The organism is Flavobacteriales bacterium, assembly GCA_016124845.1.
Taxonomy (GTDB): Bacteria; Bacteroidota; Bacteroidia; order UBA10329; family UBA10329; genus UBA10329.
The window spans coordinates 50664-76556 of record WGMW01000033.1 but is presented as its reverse complement, the minus strand read 5'-3'; the positions used below and the strand labels follow the sequence as shown (position 1 = coordinate 76556).

Sequence of the window (25893 nt, the reverse complement as noted above, 5' to 3'; positions counted from 1 at the left end):
GTTTGCCTGATTGACAGAACTTCAGAAATACCTGCTTTCGTTCATTACGGAAAACAAGCAACAGATCATTGCTTCGCGATTGCCTGAGCGCACGCGCTATCTGACGGTTGTGCTGGAAGACATCTACGAACCGCACAATGCGAGCGCGGTGCTGCGAAGTGCTGATTGTTTCGGGCTTCAGGATGTGCATATTATCGAGAACACCAATTTCTATAGGGTGAACCCGAAAGTGGTGAAAGGCGCAGCAAAATGGCTGCACATTCATCAATACCGCGAAGACCATGACAATACAACGTTCTGCATCAACCAACTGAAACAACAGGGTTACAAGATCGTGGCCACCAGCCCAAGTGCTGAGAGCATTTCCCTGCAAGACCTTCCGGTGGATGAACCTTTGGCCCTGATGTTCGGAACGGAGAAGCTGGGGCTTTCCTCCAACGCCTTCGAACTGGCAGACTACCACATGTACATTCCGATGTACGGCTTTACGGAAAGCCTGAACATATCCGTATCAGCCGCCATCTGTTTACAGCATTTGGCGGATAGAATCCGCAGAGAGAACGTAAAATGGCAACTCCCACCAGAAGAAAGCGAAGCACTTTATGACGAATGGATACGCCTTTGTCTGAAAGATCCGGAAGGATTGGAACAGCGGTACCGAGAAGAAAATCGGTAAGGAAATGGTCATACTGAGGTTAACAATTGTTCTGATTTTCTTTTTAATTTAGAACTCAAAGCAACTTGTTGAACCTCTGATCCAACCCGATATGAAACGTATACTTCTACTTTCCACAATCCTGAATTTCTTTGCGCTTTGGCTCTTTGCTGCGCATGTTGATGAACAGACCGCGCGAACCGTTGGGGGAAGCTTTCTTTCCACGTTGGTAACGGGAAGCGACCGAAGTGCCAATGACCTTCAACTCGTTTACAGCGCAGATGCAACAGGCGCATCAGCAGCAGATATTACGTATTTCTATGTCTTTCAGGATGAGGAAGGCTTTGTGATCGTGTCGGGCGATGACCGCTCGCTGCCCATCCTCGCTTATTCCGACCAAGGCATGTTCGATGCGAATGAGATTCCTACCAACACGCGCAAGTGGCTGGAAGGCTACAAGACCCAGCTTCGCCAGATGATTGCTGATGACGTTGCCCAACCGCAGGAATCGGCCGAACAATGGGAAATGTATCTGCACGGTTCAGTAGCTTCTGGCTCACGTGCTGCCGCAGTAAGCCCGCTGGTAGACACGCGCTGGAATCAATCACCATACTATAATGCGCTGTGTCCTGGAGGTTCGGTCACCGGTTGTGTGGCCACGGCCATGGCACAGGTAATGAAATACTGGGATTATCCGGCCAATGGTTCCGGATTCCACTCCTACAATCATAGCACGTACGGAACATTATCGGCCAGTTTTGGCAATACGACCTACCAATGGAGTTCGATGCCGAATACGGTGAACAGCTCCAATAATGCGGTGGCCACGCTGATGTACCATTGCGGTGTAAGTGTTGACATGGATTACAGTCCGCAGGTGAGCAATGCGTATGTCATTTCGGCCCAAAGCCCAGTTCAGCATTGTTCTGAATATGCGTTGAAAACGTATTTCGGCTACGACCCATCGCTGCATGGTGAGGAACGCGACAACTACAACGACACCCAATGGAGCAATCTGCTGAAAGCGGAATTGGATGCCAGTCGGCCCATCATCTACGCTGGTTTCGGATCGGGAGGTGGCCATTGCTTTGTGTGTGATGGCTATGACAACAGCGGCTTTTTCCACTTCAATTGGGGTTGGGCAGGCGCGTATGACGGCTACTTCTCCATCAACGCCCTCAACCCAAGTGGAACTGGAACTGGCGGTGGCTCTGGCGGCTACAACAGCGGCCATCAGGTGCTCATCGGCATCAAACCTCCCGGAGGTGGCGGAGGCGGTGGTGGCGGAAACGACACGTACGACCTCGCGCTTTACAACTACGTTACGCCATCTGCATCAACCATCTACTATGGTCAATCGTTCAGCGTATCAAGCAATATCGTTAACCAAGGACAGAACGATTTCAGTGGAGATTACGGTGCGGCCGTTTTCGATTCGCAGGGAAACTTCATCGATTTCGTTCAAACGCTGACCGGATATTCGCTACAGGCGGGATACGTTTACAACAATAACCTCGTGTTCTCCACCAACGGACTGTTCAGCATGCTGCCAGGAACATATTATGTGGGCATCTTTTACAAGGCATCTGGCGGCAACTGGATAGCTGCGGCCGACAATGGCAGCTACACCAATGTGGCGCAGATCGATGTCATCAACCCGAACAGCATCGAACTGAATTCGAGCATGAATGTAAGTCCGGGAACGACCGTAACGCAAGGGCAGAACGTTTCGGTGAACCTGAACATTCTGAACAACGGAAATTCCAATTTCCTCGGCACGTATTCTGTGGATCTGTACAACCTCGATGGCTCGTACGTGCAATCCATTGCCACCATTACCGAATCCAATGGGCTTCCGCCAGGATATACGTATCTGTCGCCTTATCTGACGTTCTCGAACACCATTTCGGCCGCACCGGGAACCTACTTGCTCGCGGTTCAGCATCAATCAAGTGGAAGCAGCACATGGGAACTTACCGGATCGACCAATTATCAAAATCCGATCTATCTGACGGTACAGGCACCTTCACTCACTCCCGATCAATACGAAGTGAACAACACCTTCAACCAGAGTTACACCCTTTCTACCAGTTTCTCTGGCAACAATGCCAACAGCAACACGGTCGGTTCCAACCTGCACACGGGCGAGGACAACGATTTCTACGGCATCAATCTTTCCTCTGGCTATGATTACACGGTCTCTGCCCGTTTGCACGATTCGTACAACAGTGGAAACGGCAACACCTATTCGGTAGATGCACTCTTCTCCTACTCTACGGATGGCAGCAACTGGTCTGACACCTACGATGATGTGATGCCGGGCAACATTTCGGTGAACAATGGCGGCATGGTCTATTTCCATGTGGCGCCCTACTTCGCGGGCGAAACGGGCACCTATCTGTTGGACATCAACATCAGTAGAACTGCGCATGTGGGAATTGAAGAACCTGAAGCATTGAAGGACATCCGTGTTTATCCGAACCCTGCGGTGGATCTGGTGACCATCGACCTCTCGAATTCGGAAGGGAACCTGGAAGCCATTGAGCTGATGTCGGTGGATGGAAAGACCGTGCAGTCCATGAACACGAACATCAGCGAAAAACTGATCCGAATGCCATTGGATGCAGTTGCTGATGGTATGTATATGCTGAGATTGACCACGGACAAGGGAATTGCCATCCGTAGAATAGTTGTGGGCAAATGAAGTGGTCGTTATTTCTAATGACCATGCTGGTGGTGGGCTGCACCACCAGCAAGAAAGCTGAAAAGGCAGACGCTTCTTCCATACCAGATGTGGTCCCGGTTTTTGAGCCTGGCCCGCATGTGATGGTCTATAAGACAAAAACAGACCTACGTGAGAACGTGCCTATACTCTTGACGGCCGATGGAAGAGACATCGTTTCGTATCCGCATCCATCCGACCTTTCGGTTGATGGAAAATTGAAATTGCCAACACCGCTGAAGAACGGCTACCTGCTGGACAATCGTGGTATCAACCAGTACGTGGGTTTCTTAAAGTTGACCTACAGCGAATATGCCAAACTGGAAGAACCTCCTTCATTGGCGGAGCTGAATGAGATGATCATTGACCGTGAGCCATTGACCGAGATCTGCGATTGCGGACTGAGAAGTGCGTTCACCGACATTGAAAACCAATTGAACCAGTTGATCGAGAAGGGTCAACTGGAAAACACCTGCGAGGTTCTCAATCCATGAACAGGCGTTCTGCCATCGGTTGCCCATTATACTTAGATAAAACCTTTCCGAATGAAAAACCCCCACCGAATCAGCCGAAGCGTCATGCGATGGGGGCGAAACCAGGAATTGGAACTGGGAAGTGAATTTAGAACATATTATTCAATGATACACCTTCCATGAAAAAAAAGGCCGCCCTTGCGAGGCGGCCTTTCCAATATCAGGGATGAGGCGTTGCTGTTAGATGATGCCTCATGCATCAAGCTGCTCCACGTAATTGACCGTGATGGGCTGGTCCAACGTAGGGGCCATCATAAAGTTGATGGAGATGACACCGTTAGCATATTGGACCGTTCCCGTACCTCCATTAGAACCTGAGAGCGTACCCGATCCATCGGTATTGGGAGTATCGGTAAAGATCTCAATACCGTCCGTGGCATTGATGCTTCCCGGTTCGATGGGTGCGAACTCCAGCACACCGTTGAACATGGTGATGATGCCATCCCCACGACCGAGTTCCTGTGTGTGGGCGCCATCCGATGGTTCGCCCGGGGCGGTGCGGAAATGCGCCCCATAGCTGCGTTGTATTCTGCGCTGACCGGGAAAATCCATCTTACGGGTATTGAAACGGAGTTCCTGCATCACGTCATCTATCACCTCATCGGCTGCTGGAATGAAACTGGCGGCCAGGGCCAGCGCTTCGTCCAGTGCACGGTCGGCTGCCACCGCATCGCTCACCTCCGGAACAGCGGTGGCCATTACTGCGGCCAGTTCGGCCGCGCTCGGATTGGCCATGGCCGGGTAGCCCGCTGTCACAGCGGCCGCATCGCCTTCTACACAGCTACTGGCCGCTTCCAACCACTGGTCGGTCGTAGTGGGTCTGGGTACAATGCCTTCCAATGTAAGCCCATAGAATGCCAGCACAGATGCCGGTTGGCCCAGCCGATGCACTCTGCGCTTGAGCACTTCCCAAAGGTCGCGGGTGTAGGTGATCACCGGGGCAATGACCTCATCGCGGGCGTGTACCTCATGGCTGCGCCCTGCCGATGCAACCGCTATGGCGTTGACGGCCGCGCGATATGGTGTAAGTGTGGCATTCACCTGGTCGATAGTGGCCTGGGTGACGTAATTGCGACCTGCATCAATATCCTGCTGGCCTGTAATGGCCGAGCGTGATAGGAAAATGAGACGTTCTGCATGCGATCGGGGGGATTCATAAGTTGCCATGATGGTAGGTTTAGGTTTATTGAAAAAAATGATAGAATGAATGTATACTATCTTTTCGTTAACCGCAACACCCTGCCGCTTTTTGTTGGAACGCCCAAAAACTGTAGTTCGGGCGGGGTGCGGGCCCCCGCAATGGTCAACAACTGCAGTTCGGGTGGGGTGCGGGTCCCCGCAATGGCCAAAAACTGCAGTTTGGGCGGGGTGCGGGTCCCCGCAATGGCCAAAAACTGTAGTTTGGGTGGGGTGCGGGTCCCCGCAATGGCCAAAAACTGTAGTTTGGGTGGGGTGCGGGTCCCCGCAATGGCCGAAAACTGCAGTTCGGGTGGGGTGCGGGTCCCCGCAATGGCCGAAAACTGCAGTTTTGAGGATATGTGAATATGAGAGGTAGGTCAGAGTTCCAAACCCAAAGCGATCATATCATCCACTTGAAAGTTAGAGCCTTTCCATTCAAGGAAGTGACGTTGCAGTAACTGGCGATGCATGGCAAATGGTTCTGATTGGATCGTATTGAGGAATGCCTCCTTGCGCTTGCGCAGCATCTTGCCTCCCCGTTCACCTCCAAACTGGTCCACATATCCATCTGAGAAGGCATAGACCCTATCTCCCTGTCCATAATGTACGCTGTGCACTTCAGCATGCTGTGTCTGCACGCGGATAATACCTCCGATCATCGATCTATAGCCTTTTGTTACCATCATTACGCCTTTACTATAATGGTAAACATCCCTACCGATGTTGGTGAAATGAATGATCTTAGAATCATGGTCGATCCGGAACAGCACCATTTCCATCCCATCATTCAGCATGGAGGAGTCTTCGGTCTGTCCGAGAAAATCCGTTATCTCCGCATCCAAGGCCATGATCACCTTTTTGGTATCGCGCCTCCGTTTCTGCTCCATCAGCTGCTGCTCCAGAAGCTGCACGGCCAAGATGGTCATCAACGCTCCGGGAACGCCATGGCCTGTACAGTCGCCAAGCGCAACGTACGAGCAGTTGTTGGTTTCGTCAAAATGTCCCCAATGGAAATCTCCGCTCAGTATATCGCGCGGCATGTCCAGTACAAACAGGTCTTTTACACCTATTACGTCCGAACGCAGCTCACGTGTAAAAGCGTTCTGTATGTGCTTGGCGTAGTTGATGCTGTCGGTCATCTCGCGGTTCTTCTCCTCCAGTTCGCTCTTTGCCGTTTCGAGGTTGCGGGTGCGCTCCTGCACAAGAAACTCCATGTGTTCCAAGGCGGCATGCAGATTTTCCTCCGCTTTCTTTTTGGCTCTGCGCTCATGCTGCATGGCAATGGCCTGCGCTACGGCATGCGGCAGTCTTCCCATGTGGTCTTTCAGTACATAATCGGCAGCCCCGTTCTTCAGCGCCTCCACCGCACGCTCCTCTCCAATGGTACCCGATATGAATATGAACGGTATATCAGGCTTCAATGCTTGGCATATTTTCAACGCCTCGCGGCCAGAAAAACCAGGCATGGAATAATCGGAAAGAATAATATCCGGATCGAACGTGACCAATTGGTGGCAGAGGTCTTTTTCAGCCTGCACCCGCACCAGTTTCATGTTCTTATACTCCTCTGTTAAGGTCAGTTCTACCAGCAGCGCGTACGCTTCATCATCTTCAATATGAAGTATACTGATATGCTCCTGAAATCGGTTCAGAATTTCGGTCATGGTTGAATGGAATGGTATCGGACGGATCCGATAGGTTTAATTAGAGGTCTGGAAGTAGCTTAGGAATTATCTATGCCTGATGGGCGGATTGTTCACCAGCAGCCAATAGAAACCGATCTCTTTCACCGTTGTGGTGAACTTATCAAAATCAACAGGTTTGACGATATAGCTGTTCACTCCCAACCTGTAGGTATCGATCACATCCTGCTCCTCCTTGCTTGAGGTCATTACAGCAACGGGAATGCTCTTGGTCCGTTCATCAGCCCGTATCTTTTCCAGCACCTGAATACCGCCCACTTTGGGCATCTTCAGATCCAGCAGTATGAGTTTAGGCTGGTTGTCTATATCTCTGTCCTTATATGCCCCTTCGGCAAAGATAAAGTCAAGGGCCTCGGCCCCGTTCTTCAACCACACAACGTTATTGGCCAGATTTTCTTCTTCCAAGGCCAATAGGGCCAATTCGGCATCACTCGAATTGTCCTCTACGAACAGTATCTCTACAAATGCATGTTCTTTCATCATCATAAATATTAGAAGTTGATCAATCTTTCAATGTAAAATAGAAGGTGGCTCCCTCATCAGGCCTGGCCTCTGCCCATATACGCCCTTGGTGTTTATGAATAATGCGCTGTACAATAGCAAGACCAACGCCCGTACCAGGGAATTCATCATCCGAATGCAACCGTTGAAATATACCGAACAGGTTATCCGCATAGCGCATGTCAAAACCTGCACCGTTATCCTTTACAAAGAACACCTGCTCTCCATTCATTTCCTGCACTCCCATTTCTATCTTTCCGTGTTCCCTTCCTCCTGTGAACTTAATGGCGTTGCCCAGCAGGTTGATGGCCACATGTTTCATCATTTCCCTGTCGGCCTTCACATCGGGCATGTCATCCGTTATCAGTTCGATGTTTCTGCCCTGTTCTGCCTGTTTCAGATCATCGAACACCTCACGGAAAAGCCCTTTCATACTGAATGTACTGGTATTCCTTTCCATTCTTCCCAATCGAGAAAAGGCCAACAGGTCATCGATCAGGTTGCCCATTTTGGCCACATTGCCTCTAACGATGCCGATGTACTTTCTGCCCTCATCACCCAGTTGATCGGAAAATTTCTTGTCCAGAATCTTGGCAAAGCCATCAATGGCACGCAACGGAGCGCGCAGGTCGTGCGACACCGTATAGCTGAAACTACCAAGTTCCTTATTTATCTCTACCAGTTCTGCCGTTCGCTGCTCTACCCGCTGCTCCAGATCATGGTTCATCTCGTTTATTACGCGATTCTTCTCCCTGAAATAGGCTTCTGCAATACCATACATGGCATAGTCGATCAGCTTCCCAAGACCATCTTTCACATCCATGGCCTTGTTAACGTCATTTCCAAAATCCTTCTTGATATATGGGGTGAGATGCTTTTTGTACAGTTGAACCACTTCATACCAATCTGCATATTTCACATCCATTCGAGCGTACATGACACCCTGAGCAATAAGATCCTGGGTGTATGCCTCCCATTTGTTCTCATAAATGGCTGCCCGTTGTAGCTCCAGAGAGCGTTTGTTCTGTTCTTGCTGCTGCTCTGGCGACATGGCACTAAGTATAGGCCCGAACAAAGGATGCCCCGAAAGTGCAGCCGTAAGTTCTTCATTGATCTGCCAATAGTACTTTTCGTTGAACTCGAAATATACCTTCAGCAACTCAACATCAGATTCGGTGAAGTTTGGCCTTATGTCAGCCTTTTCGGTATTCAGACTTTCCATGATCGAATGGTTAAGAATCTATAACTGACCATTGAAAAACCATCCGATAGATTGACGGCTGTTCCAATTGCCGCTCAAAAGATAATATTTTTCTGCCCTAAAAATGACATGATCAGACCTACTGCATCCATAAGCCGATGAGTTGAGCAATCCTCAGGATGTGAGAATTGACAACTAATGGTTAGGCGAAAGCCTCGTAAAGAGGCTCGTCCATGTTTCACCTACTTCAATGTGTTACTCCGTAAAGCAGAACTCCCCAGGGATAACACCTACTTCAAACGTATCTATCGGTGTACCATCTGCCTGATAACGATAAACATGGCCGTTGGAGTTGAAATCGCCCGCATCCGATACGTAGAGTCTGTCATCGCTCGGATCAACGCCCACTTTGTAAGCCGCAGCATTTACGAACACAGAAGAGGGCAGCGCTGTGGCTGATATGTCCATGCGGCAAACACCGCCATTTACCCAAAGGAGCTTGTCTCCTGCTGCATTTGTTTTCAGGCTGGAGGGAAAATCGGTTATCGGGAAGTTGAGTGAAAGTTCCACACTCATATCCGCAGGGTTGATGCGTACCAGTTTCGGCTCTTCGGTTCCCCAACCACCGTTGGTCATCACCCACACTTTTCCGTTGGCATCTACCGCCAGGTTGGTTGGGCCGATGCCGACATTCACGCTGTCAACCACCGTATTCTGCGCATCGATCCTGAAAACCTGATCGGCACCAGACCCCGCTACCATCACCCCGTTCGATGTATTTACCATTTCCTCTACTTCACCATGCAGGGCAATGGTTCCCGTTTTCGCCAACATCTCTGGATTGAAAACGGTGATCGCACCAGAAAACAGGTCCGAAATGTATGCTACGGAATTGCTCACCACGCAGATATATCGCGGAGAACTCAATCCCGTTATCGTTCCCGCAGATGAAAGGTCTTGCAGGTTGACAACCTCCACCTTCCCAGAATTATTGACAACCACATAGCCTTTGTCTCCCAACGTGACCATGCTTTGTCCCACATCTCCTAACGGAATGGAATTAACGGCCGTGAACACGCCATTCTCCATCTCTCCCTTGTATTTATTGTAAAACGAAAGCGAGGCATTTCCTGCTTGGAAGTTCCCCTCATGCACTACGAATACTCCATTGGTGAAGGAGTCGAAGTTCTTGTTGTCGTCATTGTTGTCCTGATTACAGGAAGCAAGGCCGAATGCGACCGCAAGTGGTAATAAAAACAGCTTTTTCATAAGAATTGATAGTTAAGGTTTAGTAAGAATGAACGGCCTGGCATGGGTCGCCAAGCAATGGTCTGGTATTGCGTATTGAAGAGATTGTCAAGGGTCAGATTTATACCGATGGTATGTTTCCTCACCGTGAAGGCATAGCCCAATGCCAACTGCCCGATCTGGTAGCTTGGCAATGAACTTTTGTTATCGGAAGTGGTGTACCGCAATCCCGTGAACTGGTGTGCATACAGCAGATACAACTTGCCCAAATGCACCGAGAAATTGGCCTTGGCCTGATGCTGTGGCACGTAGATCAACTGCTTTCCGACAGAGGCATCGTTGGCATCTGTACCTTCTTGCACCGTTGATGAGACCCACGTGTAAGCGCCATTCAATCGGAGAAGCACTTTCCCCATCCTGGCAGAGGCTTCAACCCTTGCTTCCACTCCGTTGGTTGCAACTGCACGCTTGTTCTGCGGTGTCCAAAGGTTTCCGTTAGGCAACCAGATGATCCAGTTGTCGATGTTGGAACGGAAGTAGGTTCCTTCCGTTTTGAAATGGAATTTCCCTTCATCAACCTTGAAACCAACGCCAGCCTCCCAACTGAAACCCGTTTCGCTTTTCAGGGCGGGATTTCCGCCCGGGGCCCAATAACGGTCGTTGAGTGTGGGCGGGCGGAAATTCCGCGACACATTCCCTTTCAGGAAAAGCCACTTCAAGGGCTTCACTTCCACTCCCAGCAACCCTTGAACAGGACTGAACCCACCATCGATCACGTCCTCCCGTACCAATGCCTGCGCGGCCACCCATTTCTTCGGTACATACTTCAGCGAAGCGAAACCCGCTTGCCAAAAACGCCAATGCGGTTTGGAACGATACGAACTGTCCGATCGGGCGGTCTCATTGAAGATGTCTGCGCCTGCTTCTACGTAAAGGTTGTGGCCAAGACTTAAATTGTAACGGACGAGGTTCTTATTGGCCTGATAGAGATGATGGAAGGTGTATTCGTTATTGTCGAAATAATCCTGCTGACCGTAGATGTAGGACGAGGTGACCGACAGCTTTGAGCGTTTTCCGATGCGTTTCCAGTTCAGAGCCGCCCACACGTCTCGGTCAAAAAGGGTTTCCTTGGTGGAGACCATCAGCATGGTCGGTGGAAACTCACGATCAACCTGAGCATAGTAAATACTGGCCTTTAGCGTGTTTCGGTCATTGAGTTGAACTCCAAGTGTTTTGGTAAAACCAACGCGTTGAATCGCGGCATGCTGTAACCGTTTATCCTCCTGCTGGATGCTTGCCAGATTACGGTACTTGAAATTGTTCTTTGCCGTCTGGTATTCCACCGAAGTGCTACCGAATACCTTCCTGTATCTATCGCGCAGCTGAACGGAAAGTCCGTACACACCGAATGAACCCGCATTGAGATTCAGCTTGCCATCGAAGCCATCCGTGATGCGTTCTTTCTGCGGGATGAGTTCGATGGTTCCGCCAATACCACCCGAATTATTGGTGAGGCCAGCGGAACCATACAGCACCCGCACATTGGAAATACCGCTCAGGGAAATGCTCGAAAGATCGGTCTGCCCCAACATGGGATCGTTGATGGCAATACCTTCCCACACTACCTGCGTATGCTGCGAACCGGTCCCACGCACCGAGAAGTTGGCCACACCACCTGGACTGTACGCCCGCGTGGATATATAACTCTCGGTTTCCAGCACCTGCGTCAATCCGCGAGAGCGCTGCAAAGCATAAAGCAGCGTATCTGTTTCGGTAACGGACGAGCCGATGGCCTCGGCAATCCGCTGTTCGGTGACCGTTACCACAGGATGAACGATACTGTCACCGACCTGCGCCCAGCAGACGGTATGCATCACACATAAAAACAGGCAAACGCCTATGTTCTTCATCTTTCATTCCTCTGCTCCCGACCTTTCTCCCGAAGGCAATGAGAACGTGATGCTGAAGGCAGGTCTTCTGACTTGCTCGAACCTGTTGGCCTTCCCTCCTCCGCCTCAGGCGGAGAAAGTGACCGAGAATAACAGGTCTTCTTTCGAGCTTACAGCTGCGGGAACAGTCTCGGACTTACACCGAATTCCCTTTTCATCTCGCACATCCGTAAGATGCTTGAGAACCTAAAGCGGGGCGAATGTAAGGAATTTGGCCATTGGCGTATTGGCGAATACGATTTCAATTGAAAGAAACCATGTAACTTTGAAAAAAGTCCAGTTCATGAGTCAAGAACCATTGAAACGCATTACGGTTGACGATAGGATCTGTAATGGAAGGCCTGTGATTCGAGGTATGCGAATTACCGTACAGACCATCTTGGAGTTCATGATGGCAGGAACTCCAGACGAAGATATTTTAGACCAGTACCCTGTTTTGGAAAAAGCCGATCTTGACGCCTGCCGTGCTTATGCCATACAGCTTTCAGGTAATGGGTTTTCCCTTCGCAACTTTGCTGCGTGATGCCAAAATTTCTGGTGGATGTCAACCTTCCCAGAAAGTTTTCAGTCTGGCATTCTGATGATCATGTTCATCAGTCTGACATAGACCCGACCGCGGCAGATGAGGCCATTTGGGAATATGCAAGAACCCATGGCCTGACAATCATTACAAAGGATAGTGACTTTTCCAGCAGGATTCTACTCCATGGATCACCTCCGAAGGTAATTCACCTGAAAGTTGGGAATATGCCAATGAAAGCGTTCTACAGTTTTATCTCTGAACGCTGGTCAGAAGTGATTCGCCTTTCCAATGAACACAGCCTCGTGGCTGTTTACCAAGACCATCTTGAGTGTATCAAATAGGCTCCGTGCATGAGTAGACGGAAATTACGCGAGGTTTCCAGTCTTACATGTAAATGCATGAAGGTGAACTCGAAAAAATCCAACAACACTACTGTAGATACATTTCCACCGCCTTTCCTGCCACTCTGATCAGATTTATCTCAATGGTTTTGAGCGTGTACTGCAGTTGCATCAGGCTCAGTTGGCTCTCGAGCAGGGTGAGTTGCGTAAGGCGGAAGTCGTAGCCGTTGATGGTTCCTTGACGCAGCTGTTGTTCTGCAATGTCATACACCTTTCTGCTTTCGGCCACATTGCTTTTTGCCAATTGCACGCGCTCCAGAACAGAAACGTACTGTCCGTAGAATTTCAGCACATCGGCATCGAGATTATGGTTGACCTGCTCTTTGGAAAGCGTGGCATTCTCCGCGTAAGCGCGCGAATTTTTGATGGCCACATTGGTCTTGCCACCATTATAAAGGTTAAAGCTGATGCTTGCTCCCATGGTCGGACCGTAATTCAAATTGGTTTTGAAGAAACCGACCGCAGAATATGTATCGGTGAATTTGTAACCCGCAAACAGGTTGATGGTCGGATAACGGTCGGCCTTGGCCATGCGCAGGTCGGATTCCGCGATCAACTCTGCCAGCCGTTGCTGCTCCAACTGTTGGTTTGAAGCTTTGATGCTTGCAAGCAAACTGTCCTTCTCCGCAAGCGGATATATCTTGAATTCCTCATCCGTCACATTCAATTCATCCTCCAACCCGTTGTTCAAAATGCGGTTGAGTTCAATTTTCAAGGTCTGAATGGCATTCTGCTGCGCGAGATACCGCATGCTGTCTGTCTGGTAATCGACCAACGCCTGCGCATAATCGATGCCTTTTCCTGAACCCACTTCCTTCCGCTTCTTCTCAATGCTGAGACGGTAGGCCGAGATCTGCATCGATTTCTGATAATTGCTCAGCAACTGCTGCTCGTAGATCAACTGGTTGTAAGACGTGGCAATGTCTGCCACCGTCTGCTCGATGTAAAACTTGGCGTTCGTTCTACCCATCTGCTCCAAAACGCCAAGTTGTTTGCGCTTGGCGCGAACATAGAATCCGTCAAAGAGTGTCCAATCGACAAGCGCCTGTGCACTCGCGCTGAAGTTTGAAGCGTTGTTACCCGTCCTACTTGAGCCGTCCGAATATCCTTGGCGGATGTTGTTCAACGAATAGGAGCCCGTTCCATCAATGCCCAACGATGGCAGAAAACCTGCATTCCCCAACGTGTTGCTGTTGGAAGCGATCTGCTCCTCGTTCCTCAAGATGCGTATCTGGTAGTTCTTCTCAAGCGCGGTACTGATGAATTCCTTCAGCGTCTGTGCCGATGCATTCAAACTGAACGCGCAAATGACTCCCGCAGCAACTACACCACGCGTCATTGCGAGAGCAACGAAGCAATCTCTACCGAAAAGATTACTTCGGTCGTTCCTCCCTCGTAATGACGAAGGAAGGATTTTACTGAAAATCTGCTTCATCTACTAAAATGTTCTCTTTGGTTGCCATGTATGAATACAGGGCTGGAATGATGTAAAGTGTCAACAAAAGGGAGAAGATCAATCCTCCGATAATGGCCAATCCCATCGGTACGCGGCTGGTGGATGAATCGCCCAAGGCCAACGCAATGGGCAGCGCACCGAGCACGGTGGAAAGGCTTGTCATTAGAATGGGGCGGAAACGCTGCGATGCTGCTTCGAAAGCCGCCTGTTGCAGCGGCATGCCTGCATCGCGTTTCTGATTGGCGAATTCCACGATAAGAATTCCGTTCTTGGTAACGATACCGATAAGCACCACCATCCCGATCTGACTGAAAATGTTCAACGTTTGGCCGAAAATGTAGAGCGTGGCCACCGCGCCCGTCAGTGCCAACGGCACGGTGAACATGATGATGAGCGGATCACGGAAACTCTCGAACTGCGCGGCCAACGTGAGATAGACCAACACCAACGCGAAGATGAAAATGATGAGTGTGCTGTTGGAGCTTTCCGCAAAATCGGAGGCACTACCTGCCAGCTCGGTACTGAAACTCTCATCCAACAGGTCGGCAGCAATGCTGCGCATCTCTTCAATGCCATCGCCAATAGTGTAACCTGGCGCAGGCGATGCCTGCACGGTTGCCGAAGTGTATCGATTGTAACGAAGCAGCGATGGCGGACGGCTGCGCAATTCCACATCCACCAAGTTATCCAAGGTCACCATCTGCCCGCTGGCATTCCTTACGGTGATGTTCTTCACATCCACAGGTTCATTGCGTTTTTCCTTGATGGCCTCGGTGATCACGTAATACTGCTTGCCATCCTTCATAAAATACCCCACGCGCTGCTCGCTGAGGAAGGTCTGAAGGGTCTGCGCAATATCTTCCACGCTCACGCCCATCAGCAATGCCTTATTACGATTGATGGAAACCGTGATCTCTGGTTTATTGAACTTGAGATCGACCGTGGAAGCGGAGAATTTCGGACTCTGCTGTACGCGGTCCATGAACTGCGGAAGCACTTCGCGCAGCCGCTCAAGATCAGGCGCCTGAAGCACGAACTGAACAGGAAGTCCTGCAAAACCTCCACTGCTTGATTTGATGGTGGGCTCCTGCTGCACGAACGATTGCGCGAAACTCAATTTCCGCAGCATTTTATTGATGTCGTTGGCCAGCTGATCCTGCGATTTTTCGCGTTCATCTGGCTGCTTGAGTGGCATGAAGACAAAACTGGAGTTGACGGCCGTGGCAGCACGGAACGAAGGCGCAGTAACCCCCAAAAGGAACGCTTTCTCAGGAATGGTGTCCAACATGTGCATCAGCTTTTCCTGATACGCATCCATGGCATCATACGAAGTACCTTCAGGAGCCACGGAAACGATGCGCAACTGGCTCTTGTCTTCCATCGGGGCCAACTCCTGTTGTAAGTTGTCCATGAAAAAATAGGCTGCGGCCGAAATGATGACGAACAGCGGAAAGGCCACCCAGCGCACTTTCATAAACGCCTGTAACGAACTGGTGTAACCACGGATGGAAGATTCCACCACGTTGCCGAATAACCGCATCAGCCCATTCTCGCGCGTGCTTTTCTTCAACAACCGCGAACTCATCATGGGTGTAAGCGAAAGTGTAATGAACGTGGAAATGACGATGGCACCGACCACTACCATGGCGAATTCTTGGAACAACTGCCCCGTTAGACCAGGCATGAAAAAGATGGGAAGGAACACGCACACCAGCGAAACTGATGTGGCAATGACCGCAAAGAAAACTTCGCGTGAACCTTCGAACGCAGCCTTCATCGGATGCATGCCTGCTTCCACTTTGGCGTAGATATTCTCCATTACCACAATGGCGTCATCCACCACAAGCCCTGTGGCAAGTACCAGCCCAAGCAACGAAAGAATGTTGATGGAGAACCCAGCCGCATAAAGCACAGAGAAACTACCAATCAAGGCAATAGGAATAAGAACGATGGGAATGAGCGTAGTGCGCCAGTTGCGCAGGAAGAAGAAGATCACCATCAGAACCAAAATAAAGGCCAGCACAATGGTGCCTTCCACTTCGCGGATGGCCTTGCGGATAGTAATGGTTCTGTCCATGGCCACATCGAGTTCGATGTCTTCTGGAAGATCCTTTTTCATGATGTCGACCCTGCGGAACGCCTCATCGACAATATCAATGTAATTGGAGCCAGGCTGCGGCTGCAAGGCAATTCCCACCATCGGGCGCACACCATTACCGCGAAGCAGCGTTCGTTCTGACTCTGCTCCCAAACGCGCCTTACCAATGTCTTTCAAACGGATGAGTGTTCCGTTCCTTTCGGCCACAATCAGCTCATCAAACTCCTCTGGCGTGTACAAACGTCCAACTGTTCGCACGGTCAGTTCTGTCTCATCTCCTTCTATCCTACCCGATGGCAGCTCGATATTCTGCGAGGCCAGCGCATTGCGAACATCCAACGGGGTGACATCAAGATCGCGCATCTTTCCAGGGTCCAACATCAGCCGCATGGCGTATTTCTTCTCTCCCCAAATACGGATGCTACTGACACCAGGAATGGTCTGAAGACGTTCCTTGAACACGTCATTTCCGATCTGCGTCAACTCCAGCAACCCGCGCTTGTCACTTTGCACGGTGATGGAAAGAATGGTCTCGGCATTGGCATCGGCCTTGTTCACAATGGGCGGATCGGCATCGGGCGGCAAATTCTTCACCGCCTGCGAAACCTTGTCGCGCACATCGTTGGCCGCATCGTTCAGATCCATTTCTGGCAGAAACTCAATGCTGATGGTGCTTCGGCCATCGGTACTCGTGGAACTCAGCTTGCGCACACCTTCCACGCTGTTCACTTGCTCCTCGATGGGTTCGGTTATCTGCGACTCAATGATCTCGGCATTGGCGCCCGTGTAGTTGGTCGTAACCGTTACAATGGGCGGATCGACACTCGGATATTCCCGAACGCCCAGCGACAGATACCCGACAACTCCCAGCAACACCACCGTGATGGCGAAAACCGTGGCAAGGACAGGTCTTTTTATACTCAGATCAGAAAGCGTCATGGTCGGTTTTGCTTACTGGTTAAGGGTCTGTATTTGAACGCTCATGTCTGGTTTTATGGAAAGCAATCCTGTAAGAATGATGGTATCGCCTGCTGCAATTCCCTCCTTCACATGAACCAGTTCGGCCGTACGCGCGCCCAGTTGCACCACCTTGCGTTCCACTTTCCCATTATGACAAACGAAAACGGTCTGGTCGTTGATCTCTGGCACAACTGCTTGCGTTGGGACAAGCAATGCATCCTTTACAAAGTCGGTGGCCACCTGCACTTCGGCAAACGCACCTGGAACAACATTCGCCTCTGTGCCTTTCACTTTGGCCCGAACATCCAAGGTTCGCGAGGTGGCATCTATCACAGGGTCAATGGCATAAACCTTTGCCTGAAGCGTATCGCCCAATACCATCAATTTGACGGCATCTCCCAACGAAATGCTCTTGCGGTGTTCCTGCGGAATGGAAAAATCGACCTTGATCTCGTTGGTGGATGAAAGCGTGGTGATGACATCACCTGCTTTGAGATACGCTCCTTTGCTGAAGTTCCGCATGCCCAATCGCCCGGAAAACGGTGCCGTGACGTTGGCCAGATTGATGTTGATCTCCAGTTGCTGAATCTGCGCTCGAAGCGTTTCGATGGTCGATGTCAGTTGATCGATCTCCTCCTGCGTACTTCCTTCAATGGAAAGCAATGACTGTTTCCGCTCCAGATCTCTGGTTGCGGTATTGAGTTCGGCTCGCAGCCCCGTAAGTTGCGCTTTCCAACTACGGTCGTCCATGCGGATGATGGCGTCTCCTTCGGAAACCTGCTGGCCTTCCTCAAAGAAGATGTCCAGCACCTGAGCCGCCATGGGTGCCATCAGTTGCACCTGTTCGTTCGGACGCAGTTCGGCCGTTACCGTTACGGTGCTGTTGAAAGGCTTCGGCACTACCTTATATCCATCCACCTGCATGGAAGCAGCCGCTGGTCCTGGCTTCACTTCTTTGGTTGCTTCACCTCCACACGAGGCGAGCAATATGATGGCCGAAAGCATCGTGCTTCCAGATATCCATTCCAATGGTCTAATCATCTTCGCGTTCGCTTGCTTTAACTGTAAAACTTGGTTTTGGCTGCGTTTCCAAGAGCTTCATCAAATGATGCATGCCCTTCTCAAAACAGCTTCTCTCTTCTTCTGTAAAATCCTTGAATATCAATTCGTTGGTCTGACTGATGGCCTCTTCGATCTTCGGGATGAGCGCCATGCCTTCTGGTGTAAGTTCCAGCAGTTGACACCTGCGGTCGTTACTGTCCTGCCTTCTCACCACAAAACCTTTCTCACTTAGCGCGTCCACCAAACGCATTATAAAGACCTTATCGCGCCTCAGCGCAGCACCAAGATCCTTCTGTGTGAGTTCGCCATTGTGTTCGTTCAGATACATCACGGCCACGAAATAACGTTCCAGCCCATGCGGCTTCATCAACTCCGAAAGTGTGCTGATATACACCTCCGAAATGAGTGTCATTTCATACCCGTAAACGCCTGATCGGTACAACTTGGATGGTTTTGGTTGCAACGGTTACAAATGTAACTGATGTTTAAACGCCAGTTGAAAAGCCAACCATAAAAAGTTGTTAAATGTTCAAGCATCTAAACAATATTCTTGAAAACTATGCCGAACCACGCTTTGGACGCTTACCACGCCATTTGCCCTTTGGTTTACCCGTGCTACTCTTCGGTTTAGGGGCAGATCTCTGGTGAGCCTTTTTGTCGCGAGGAGGACGTGGAGATGACTGCTTCTTTTCGGGCGCGGTCTCAGGATCCTGCGGTTCAAAACCCGGAATGATCTGTCGTGTGAGCTTTTCACCCAGCAGTTTCTCAATGCCTGTTAGGTAATCCACCTCATCGCCACCTACCAATGAGATGGCCTCACCGCTTGCACCTGCTCTGCCTGTTCTGCCAATGCGGTGCACATAATCTTCCGGCACATTCGGCAATTCGTAATTGATCACGTGTGGAAGCAACGGAATATCCAAACCACGGGCGGCAATGTCGGTGGCCACCAGCACACGGATCTTCCCGCTCTTAAAACCTGCCAACGCGCTGGTACGTGCGTTCTGCGTCTTGTTGCCATGGATAGCCGCTGAAGTGATCTTGGCCTTCTCCAACTTCTGACTGAGGCGATTGGCCCCGTGCTTGGTGCGAGTAAAGATGAGCACCTGCTGCCAATTGCCCTCCGAAATGAGCTTAATGGTAAGCGCGGTCTTCTTTCCCTTATCTACACGGATGGTGCGCTGCTCTATCTTCTCTACCGTAGTGTTCTCAGGCGTAGCCGAAACCGATACCGGATGCGTAAGGTAGGTCTGCGCCAGCTTCTTTATCTCTTTGCTGAAGGTGGCAGAGAACAGAAGATTCTGTCGCTTGGCAGGCAGAAGGTGGATAATGCGGTTCAGGTCGCGCTGAAAGCCCATGTCGAGCATGCGGTCGGCCTCATCCAGCACCAGCATCTCCACATTATCGAGACGGAGAAGGTTCTGACCGTGCAGGTCCAAAAGTCGGCCCGGGGTGGCAACCAAAATATCTGCACCTTGCTTAATGGCACGAACCTGCGGATTCTGATTCACGCCTCCGAAGATGACCGTGTACCGCAGATGCAGATACTTGCTGTAATCCTTGAGCTCCTCACCGATCTGTGCCGCCAGTTCGCGGGTCGGTGTGAGGATGAGCGCCCTTACTGGACGATTATGCTTTTCCCTTCCCTGCGAAAGCAGTTGCAACATGGGAAGCGAAAAGCCTGCGGTCTTACCCGTGCCCGTTTGGGCAGATGCCAAAACATCCTTGCCTTCGAGCACTACCGGAATACACTTTTCTTGAATGGGTGATGGGGTTTCGTAGCCTTTATCGTTGATGGCACGAAGCAGAGGTTCGGCCAAGCCGAGGTCTTTAAATGACATATAGTTTGATAGATAGTTGTGAAACAGCCATCAAATCGTTCAATGCCATTTCCGTTTTTGCTGGCGCGAAGGTACTCTTATTAACAAGAGTTAGATTTCAAGGAAATCATTGAAGCGTACGGCAACACCTGTTCTGATGGATTCCAACGCAGCATCGGCCAGTTGGTGCGAGAGCACACATTCCTCGTGCGACACATTGGTCAACTTTCTGTTGCGAATGCCATCTGCAAACTGCACCATCTCCTCAAAGTACGCTTCCTTATACCGCTGCGGGAAACTGTAGTTGTACGGCTCGTGGCTTCCACCCTTTTCGGTGTACACGTTCACGGAGTTGTTGCGCTCGTTCTCCACGGTGGCCATGCCGTTCTTCCCGAAAACCTCTATGCGCTGGTCGTAGCCATAGGCGGCAATGCGGCTGGTATCGATGCTGCACACGAGTCCATCGGGGTACTTGATGGTCACCATCACGGTATCGTAATCGTTGTAGCTGGCAATGGTCTCATCGTAAGCGTGCCCTGCGGCAAATACCGTTTCGGGACGTTTGGCCCCGAAGAGGAACATGAGCATGTCGAAATCGTGAATGAGCATATCGTGGAAGATGTTTCCCGATATTTTGAGGTATTCGTACGATGGCCGCGGATTATCGCGCGAACTGGCCTTCACGATACGTGCATCGCCCAGTTCGGGCAATCTGCGTTTAAGGGCCATGAAGTTTTTATCGAACCTGCGCTGAAATCCCAGATGCAAGGCCAAACCATGCTTTGATGCCAGCTCAAAACACGTGTTTATCTCCTCTACCGTGTGCCCCACGGGCTTTTCCGTAAAAACGTGTTTGCCTGCGTTCAGCGCATCGCAGATGTACTGGAAATGCGCATCCGTTGGCGATGCCACAATGACGGCATCCAAGGCATCATCCGTTAGGAGTTCGGTCAACTCGGTACTCCACTTGCAACCGCGAGCTTCACCTTCGCGCTGCGCCAAGGCGGCATCGGTATCTACTACCGAATGCAGTTCGAGGCCGTCCATACGTTCAATGGATGTAAGATGGAAGTTGCCTGCCCTACCAAGGCCGACAATACAGATGCGGAGGGTGTCTTTCATGCCCGCAAATTAGTGTGGAATTTCTTCGTTTTTGTGATGATGAGGAACCAACCAACACTGAATCGAACAACAACAATATCATTGAGGTCCGCTGTGCTGAACAGAGGGCTCCTCGCACACTTGGAACGACAACAACACCCTCACAAGAAGCAGGGTTAGCATCCATGTATAAGCAGCATTCAGCGTTTCCTTTGAGGTCGACAAAAACTTCAATGAGATGGAAACAAGAATGCTACATTACCAAATTGAGTGGCCTGAGCACTTCGACAGGCTCAGCAGCCACGAAGTGGAATGATGTATCGAGAAGTGCGCGGGTATGCCTCCCCACGGTCCTCGATACGTCCGCTTGTGGCGGACACTCGGACTGCCCCACGCACAGACAGCGGCAGCAACCCAAAAGCGAAGAGCAATATTCTTTTCATTCCTTCTGTATAACGTTTCTGAATTTTCCCTGCTCGGTAGCTACCACCACCACGTAGGTGCCTCTGGCAAGGAGTCTGATGTCAATGGTTGGGCTGTAGGCCTGTTGGTGAACCTGGCGGCCCATCATATCATACAGGCAAATGCCCGTGGCCTGCCGCACATTATCGGGCAACTGTATGCGCAGGGTGGTTGTGGTAGGGTTGGGGTAAATGGTGAGGGGCAGATAGTCGGTTTCGGAAACGGAGCCATATAGGTCAAATCGTCCAACAACAATTTTCCTGATCATCCATCCAGCCTGTTCCGATTCAATGTCATCACTTTGAAAAACAAACCTCATATACAGTTTATTGCCAGCTGTTGCATGGCTGCCATTTGCTTCAACCGACCGATTTTCATCTCCCTGAAAAACTGGATAGCCCCAAATGAACTGAACCCCACTCCATATCCAGTCCGGTAATGTCCCAGAGAACATATATCCCGTATCGTACATGGTTGTGCGTGTTTGATTGATGGGATAATGGTAAAAACGTGTGGTAGGACATGACACCTCTTCTGCTTTATACCAATTCAAGCTGTCGAATGAAATTTCGATAAAAGCGCCTTCAAGATCAGATTGAATATCCAATTTGTGTTGGAACAGGATGAAATTTCCTCCAGGCCATCCTCCATAAAAATCTCCAATTGAGATATTCAGGTGTGCATTTGCCCCAATGGGGTAACTATTTACCGAATCAGTTATCCACCCCTGAAAAGGTGAAATACTATCAAACATCGGTTTATAGCCATGACCATATTGCCAAAGACCTGTCTCATCCACCCAAAAAAGTGACGTATCTGCAATAGGGTCAATGGTATCTGTAAAGCTGTGCATCGATTCAGAACTATAGCATTCGAACTCACTTGGCAGATCACCACAACTTACCGACTGCCAATTCTGCCCCACCCCTACCAGCGGCAGCAACCCAAAAGCGAAGAGTAATATTCTTTTCATTTTTTCTTTTTTGTCATTTCACCTTTCCTGTCATTCCGAGTGTGCGATGAATCTCAGTTCAGCGCACTTATCTCAGAGACCCTTCCCTTCGACAAGCTCAGGGCAGGCGCTCCGTCAGGGTGACAAACGGTCTATTCCTTCTGTATCACATTTCTGAATCTTCCCTGCTCGGTAGCAACCACCACCACGTAGGTGCCTTTGGCAAGGGGGCTTATGTCAATAGTGGGGCTGTAGGCCAATTGCTGCACCTGTCGGCCCATCATATCATACAGGCAAATGCCCGTGGCCTGCCGCACATTATCGGGCAACTGGATGCGCAGGGTGGTTGTGGCGGGGTTGGGGAAGATGAGAATCGCATGCTTTTCCCGTTCGTATATAGCATCAATACATCTGTAGGCAAAAAATGCCCCTGAGTATTTATTGAAAATACTGTCATTTGCATAGCAGAGATTCTGAGGTTCAATTCGGACATCGTAACCATACCAATTCCCATAATAGGTGTCTGGTGTACAAGTGACCGAGTCAATCATTATCAATTCCGTGCAGGATCCAGGAGGGATATCTCCAATATTCAGAACCATGATGGAATCTAAAGGGTCATAGCTGGACCATGGAATACTACTTGCCAAAGGAATTACTCTATCAGAATACTGTATCTCGACAGACACATCACGAACCGTGTCCAGACCATGATTGCAAAAGATATGGGAATACTGAAGAACGGAATCACAGCATACCGACTCACCCATTGAACTTTTACCTGTAAGCAGTCCGCACAAATTGTAATTATTGGCAAAATCAAAACCATCAGCCACAGAGTCAATCGTATGTAACTGAACCGAATATTCGTTGGTTACCGGACAATTAAGCGCATTTGTAAACTGATGCGACTGGACTTCTATCTGAGAGATGACATACTCGCCCGTATCTACAGCTACTGTGTAATTGCCCAATGAATCAGAGGTTCCGTAGTAAGGGCCGGGAATTGCAACTACTGAGAATCCTTCAATCGGATCATCAACAGAGTCGATAAGGCAATTGGAATTATTATCGTTAAAGATATTTCCGGTAATGGTGTTGTTCGATACTGGAGCGTAAGACCTATCATAAATAAGTGCGGCATAGTCGAAATAAGCATCATCCGTCCCGCTCAAAACGTTCTCATCAAACACATAACTGAAACCACTCACTCCTCCGTAGCCGAATAATATGGAACCATTGCCCGAAGCAGCTATTCTCATACCTCCATTGCCGGACTTAACGTATTTGACCCACTGAACGGTGCCGGAGGTGTTAACCTTCATTACAGCACTTTCATCTTCCTGATATTCTATTTCAAAACCATTGAAAAAAAGCGAGTCTGTTGCAAAGATGGAACCGATGTGCATATACGTATTCCCATCCTTTGCTGTAACGGACGACCTACATAATACATCCCTACCTGACTTTGTCCAGATCGATTGGCCAGATGGATTCAATTTATCGAGCCAAGAAAACCTGTCACTATTGGGAACCGGTGATACTAAGACGGAACTGTATCTTGAAACATAGACATTGCCGAATTCATCAGTATTCAGCCCTTTAAGTTCATCCCTGACCAAACTACTGGTTCTTTGAGCCCACAGGCAATTACCGAGTGGGTCATATTTTGCGATGACAGAATTGACAAATCCTGAACCAGTAAGTGTTGTCTGCGCATCGAATATGATCTCTCCGATCACATCGGTCCAAATTATTCCGAGAAACACATTCCCATCCGGATCGGACGTAAGCTGGGTTGGATTCAAATACCGGGCATCTCCCTCTACCACCTTCGCCCATTCTGTGTTAGCCGTATCGTTCAATTGAGCCAGAAACACGCGTCTCGTATGCGTGTTCGGATTTAGGACAGCACCTCCAATTTCATAGTTGTATAGCATTCCTGTAATCAGAATATCCCCTGACTGCGTGCAAGCTATATCCGAAAGTGATATTAGACTGTCACTGTTCGTTGGCGAATAAGCGTTCTCGTAGATCTTTGACCAAACAAGCGCTCCCGAAGTGGTGTATTTGGCAATAAAATAAGAACCGACACCCGTATCAACCGTTACCAGAGATATTCCAAAATGAACGGTGCCTTCAAGGAATCCGATAACGCAAATATTACCATTGTTGTCGTAGGCAATTGCCGTTGTACCTATTACGCCCTTAACTGTTCTTAGCCAAACAGTTTCTCCTGCGGGATTGATTTTAGCCAGATAGAATCCACCCTCATCAGTAAAAACAAGAGGAAATCCAGTAAAAAGTGTTGACCCATTGAAATGGCCGGTAATATATGAGTTGCCTTCTTCGTCCATGGCAACATCCACAATCGAACCAGAATAAGTATCGTGAAGATTCAACTGTCTTGCCCACACAAAATTCTGTGAGAAGGATTCGCCAGCAGTGATCAAGTCCGACAAGAACATGATTACAAATAGGAAAAATGAACGTCTCATGGCATCCACAACATTTCCCCTAAAGGTATGCATTGAATGCATGATGTAGAACACTTGTGTTCTGTAATTGAATGAATGGCCGATTTTCGGTAATGAAATGCCCGTTTGGCGGAGTGAACGGAAAAAACACTGCCCCATTGTTCGTACTTACGCGCAACCTTGCACCGCGCAATAAACAACAACCTGTTAATAAAGAAGACAGGTCAACCCTGTACCTCACCCTCAAACACGACTACCTTGTTAATGTCATATAACCTATAAATCATGAAACAGCCTAAGAATTGGAAACTGAAGGTGACAGAGATGGGAATTATGCATTACATCCCCATCAAACGTATTGTAAGCATGGTATGCGAACTCAACTGCTGCAATATCTACTATTACAACCGGCAAAAGAAGCTCGTATCCATTACCGGCACCAAGTCCATGGAGCATTACCTCGAACATTGCCATGGCATGCTCGACCGCCTGTGCAAAAAGGCCAGCTGCAACCTGAAGTATGTGGCCGGAATGCAGAAAGACCTCATCCTCTTCGACCCGCAGGATGCCGCCCTACCCGCCATTTACATACCCGAAGAAAAAATAACAGAGGTGAAAGACCTGCTCAATTCCCGTTTCACGGGCTGAAAACCCGGTTTCACACGCTCAAAACCGGGTTTCACATGTTTGCTGCCGAGACGTAACACCCCATTGCTGAAATTTGACAGAGCAACAACGGCCGTGTAAAGATCTTTTGACGGTATAGAAAGATCTTTCCGGTTTGCACAAACGCCTTTAAACGGAACAGAAAGTCAATTCCACAATGAAGAAACATCTTTTTACAACCAACAAAAACCTTTAGCAAACGTGCAATGACCATTATGCGCCAT

20 protein-coding genes and 1 riboswitch are annotated in these 25893 nt (G+C 49.6%); of the genes, 6 read left to right on the top strand and 14 right to left on the bottom strand.

Annotated features, from left to right (window positions below):
- Positions 1-10 precede the first annotated feature (10 nt).
- From GC178_12735 to GC178_12725, 3 genes are all read left to right on the top strand, one after another.
- On the top strand, positions 11-676 hold the full coding sequence (locus GC178_12735; GenBank protein ID MBI1288430.1) for a TrmH family RNA methyltransferase: 666 nt from the start codon (positions 11-13) through the stop codon (positions 674-676).
- Positions 677-767: 91 nt separating this feature from the next.
- Complete coding sequence (locus GC178_12730) at positions 768-3359, top strand: T9SS type A sorting domain-containing protein (GenBank protein MBI1288429.1); 2592 nt, start codon at positions 768-770, stop codon at positions 3357-3359.
- The gene (locus GC178_12725) at positions 3356-3871 is read left to right on the top strand and encodes a hypothetical protein (GenBank protein ID MBI1288428.1); all 516 of its coding nucleotides are present in this window, start codon (positions 3356-3358) and stop codon (positions 3869-3871) included. The genes GC178_12730 and GC178_12725 overlap by 4 nt, the downstream gene beginning before the upstream one ends.
- A 231-nt stretch (positions 3872-4102) precedes the next feature.
- Here the strand turns inward: GC178_12725 and GC178_12720 are convergent, their stop codons facing one another.
- The 6 genes from GC178_12720 to GC178_12695 all read right to left on the bottom strand — a co-directional run bounded on the left by GC178_12720 (position 4103) and on the right by GC178_12695 (position 11652).
- Positions 4103-5077 (bottom strand): hypothetical protein, encoded by a 975-nt coding sequence (locus GC178_12720; GenBank protein ID MBI1288427.1) that lies wholly within the window; start codon positions 5075-5077, stop codon positions 4103-4105.
- Positions 5078-5466: 389 nt separating this feature from the next.
- Complete coding sequence (locus GC178_12715; GenBank protein MBI1288426.1) at positions 5467-6753, bottom strand: response regulator; 1287 nt, start codon at positions 6751-6753, stop codon at positions 5467-5469.
- Positions 6754-6819: 66 nt separating this feature from the next.
- Positions 6820-7278, bottom strand: a complete 459-nt coding sequence (locus GC178_12710; GenBank protein MBI1288425.1) for a response regulator — start codon at positions 7276-7278, stop codon at positions 6820-6822.
- A 16-nt stretch (positions 7279-7294) separates the two neighbouring features.
- A complete protein-coding gene (locus GC178_12705; protein ID MBI1288424.1) occupies positions 7295-8515 on the bottom strand; it encodes a hypothetical protein in 1221 nt (406 codons plus the stop codon).
- A 234-nt stretch (positions 8516-8749) separates the two neighbouring features.
- Positions 8750-9763 carry a hypothetical protein gene (locus GC178_12700; GenBank protein ID MBI1288423.1) on the bottom strand — a complete coding sequence of 338 codons (1014 nt, stop codon included), beginning with the start codon at positions 9761-9763 and terminating at the stop codon, positions 8750-8752.
- Entirely contained in the window at positions 9760-11652 is a 1893-nt protein-coding gene (locus GC178_12695; GenBank protein ID MBI1288422.1) for a TonB-dependent receptor, read from the bottom strand. Before GC178_12695 ends, GC178_12700 begins: the two co-directional genes overlap by 4 nt.
- A gap of 39 nt (positions 11653-11691) precedes the next feature.
- Positions 11692-11896, bottom strand: a riboswitch (cobalamin riboswitch).
- 78 nt (positions 11897-11974) lie between these two features.
- Here GC178_12695 and GC178_12690 point away from each other — a divergent pair.
- Together GC178_12690 and GC178_12685 are read left to right on the top strand one after the other, a co-directional pair.
- Entirely contained in the window at positions 11975-12214 is a 240-nt protein-coding gene (locus tag GC178_12690) for a DUF433 domain-containing protein (GenBank protein ID MBI1288421.1), read from the top strand.
- The gene (locus GC178_12685; protein ID MBI1288420.1) at positions 12214-12555 is read left to right on the top strand and encodes a hypothetical protein; all 342 of its coding nucleotides are present in this window, start codon (positions 12214-12216) and stop codon (positions 12553-12555) included. Before GC178_12690 ends, GC178_12685 begins: the two co-directional genes overlap by 1 nt.
- 88 nt (positions 12556-12643) lie before the next feature.
- Here GC178_12685 and GC178_12680 read toward each other — a convergent pair whose 3' ends face one another.
- From GC178_12680 to GC178_12645, 8 genes are all read right to left on the bottom strand, one after another.
- The gene (locus tag GC178_12680; protein MBI1288419.1) at positions 12644-14050 is read right to left on the bottom strand and encodes a hypothetical protein; all 1407 of its coding nucleotides are present in this window, start codon (positions 14048-14050) and stop codon (positions 12644-12646) included.
- Positions 14031-17108, bottom strand: coding sequence for an MMPL family transporter (locus GC178_12675; GenBank protein MBI1288418.1), 3078 nt, complete (start codon positions 17106-17108; stop codon positions 14031-14033). Before GC178_12675 ends, GC178_12680 begins: the two co-directional genes overlap by 20 nt.
- Positions 17109-17120: 12 nt before the next feature.
- Positions 17121-18170, bottom strand: a complete 1050-nt coding sequence (locus GC178_12670; GenBank protein MBI1288417.1) for an efflux RND transporter periplasmic adaptor subunit — start codon at positions 18168-18170, stop codon at positions 17121-17123.
- The gene (locus tag GC178_12665; protein ID MBI1288416.1) at positions 18163-18633 is read right to left on the bottom strand and encodes a MarR family transcriptional regulator; all 471 of its coding nucleotides are present in this window, start codon (positions 18631-18633) and stop codon (positions 18163-18165) included. Before GC178_12665 ends, GC178_12670 begins: the two co-directional genes overlap by 8 nt.
- A 115-nt stretch (positions 18634-18748) precedes the next feature.
- Entirely contained in the window at positions 18749-20032 is a 1284-nt protein-coding gene (locus GC178_12660) for a DEAD/DEAH box helicase (GenBank protein ID MBI1288415.1), read from the bottom strand.
- A gap of 90 nt (positions 20033-20122) precedes the next feature.
- Positions 20123-21133, bottom strand: coding sequence for a hypothetical protein (locus tag GC178_12655; protein MBI1288414.1), 1011 nt, complete (start codon positions 21131-21133; stop codon positions 20123-20125).
- A 418-nt stretch (positions 21134-21551) separates the two neighbouring features.
- A complete protein-coding gene (locus GC178_12650) occupies positions 21552-22547 on the bottom strand; it encodes a T9SS type A sorting domain-containing protein (GenBank protein ID MBI1288413.1) in 996 nt (331 codons plus the stop codon).
- 131 nt (positions 22548-22678) lie between these two features.
- Positions 22679-25162, bottom strand: a complete 2484-nt coding sequence (locus tag GC178_12645; protein ID MBI1288412.1) for a T9SS type A sorting domain-containing protein — start codon at positions 25160-25162, stop codon at positions 22679-22681.
- A 126-nt stretch (positions 25163-25288) separates the two neighbouring features.
- Between GC178_12645 and GC178_12640 the strand changes: the two genes are divergently transcribed.
- On the top strand, positions 25289-25651 hold the full coding sequence (locus tag GC178_12640; GenBank protein MBI1288411.1) for a hypothetical protein: 363 nt from the start codon (positions 25289-25291) through the stop codon (positions 25649-25651).
- Positions 25652-25893: the final 242 nt, after the last annotated feature.

What these genes read in the sequence shown, in the direction of transcription:
- GC178_12730 (MBI1288429.1), top strand. Translation starts at nt 768, where the DNA reads ATGAAACGTATACTTCTACTTTCCACAATCCTGAATTTCTTTGCGCTT.
- GC178_12725 (MBI1288428.1), top strand. Translation starts at nt 3,356, where the DNA reads ATGAAGTGGTCGTTATTTCTAATGACCATGCTGGTGGTGGGCTGCACC.
- GC178_12720 (MBI1288427.1), bottom strand. Translation starts at nt 5,077, where the DNA reads ATGGCAACTTATGAATCCCCCCGATCGCATGCAGAACGTCTCATTTTC.
- GC178_12715 (MBI1288426.1), bottom strand. Translation starts at nt 6,753, where the DNA reads ATGACCGAAATTCTGAACCGATTTCAGGAGCATATCAGTATACTTCAT.
- GC178_12710 (MBI1288425.1), bottom strand. Translation starts at nt 7,278, where the DNA reads ATGATGATGAAAGAACATGCATTTGTAGAGATACTGTTCGTAGAGGAC.
- GC178_12705 (MBI1288424.1), bottom strand. Translation starts at nt 8,515, where the DNA reads ATGGAAAGTCTGAATACCGAAAAGGCTGACATAAGGCCAAACTTCACC.
- GC178_12700 (MBI1288423.1), bottom strand. Translation starts at nt 9,763, where the DNA reads ATGAAAAAGCTGTTTTTATTACCACTTGCGGTCGCATTCGGCCTTGCT.
- GC178_12695 (MBI1288422.1), bottom strand. Translation starts at nt 11,652, where the DNA reads ATGAAGAACATAGGCGTTTGCCTGTTTTTATGTGTGATGCATACCGTC.
- GC178_12690 (MBI1288421.1), top strand. Translation starts at nt 11,975, where the DNA reads ATGAGTCAAGAACCATTGAAACGCATTACGGTTGACGATAGGATCTGT.
- GC178_12685 (MBI1288420.1), top strand. Translation starts at nt 12,214, where the DNA reads ATGCCAAAATTTCTGGTGGATGTCAACCTTCCCAGAAAGTTTTCAGTC.
- GC178_12680 (MBI1288419.1), bottom strand. Translation starts at nt 14,050, where the DNA reads ATGAAGCAGATTTTCAGTAAAATCCTTCCTTCGTCATTACGAGGGAGG.
- GC178_12675 (MBI1288418.1), bottom strand. Translation starts at nt 17,108, where the DNA reads ATGACGCTTTCTGATCTGAGTATAAAAAGACCTGTCCTTGCCACGGTT.
- GC178_12670 (MBI1288417.1), bottom strand. Translation starts at nt 18,170, where the DNA reads ATGATTAGACCATTGGAATGGATATCTGGAAGCACGATGCTTTCGGCC.
- GC178_12660 (MBI1288415.1), bottom strand. Translation starts at nt 20,032, where the DNA reads ATGTCATTTAAAGACCTCGGCTTGGCCGAACCTCTGCTTCGTGCCATC.
- GC178_12655 (MBI1288414.1), bottom strand. Translation starts at nt 21,133, where the DNA reads ATGAAAGACACCCTCCGCATCTGTATTGTCGGCCTTGGTAGGGCAGGC.
- GC178_12650 (MBI1288413.1), bottom strand. Translation starts at nt 22,547, where the DNA reads ATGAAAAGAATATTACTCTTCGCTTTTGGGTTGCTGCCGCTGGTAGGG.
- GC178_12645 (MBI1288412.1), bottom strand. Translation starts at nt 25,162, where the DNA reads ATGGGGCAGTGTTTTTTCCGTTCACTCCGCCAAACGGGCATTTCATTA.
- GC178_12640 (MBI1288411.1), top strand. Translation starts at nt 25,289, where the DNA reads ATGAAACAGCCTAAGAATTGGAAACTGAAGGTGACAGAGATGGGAATT.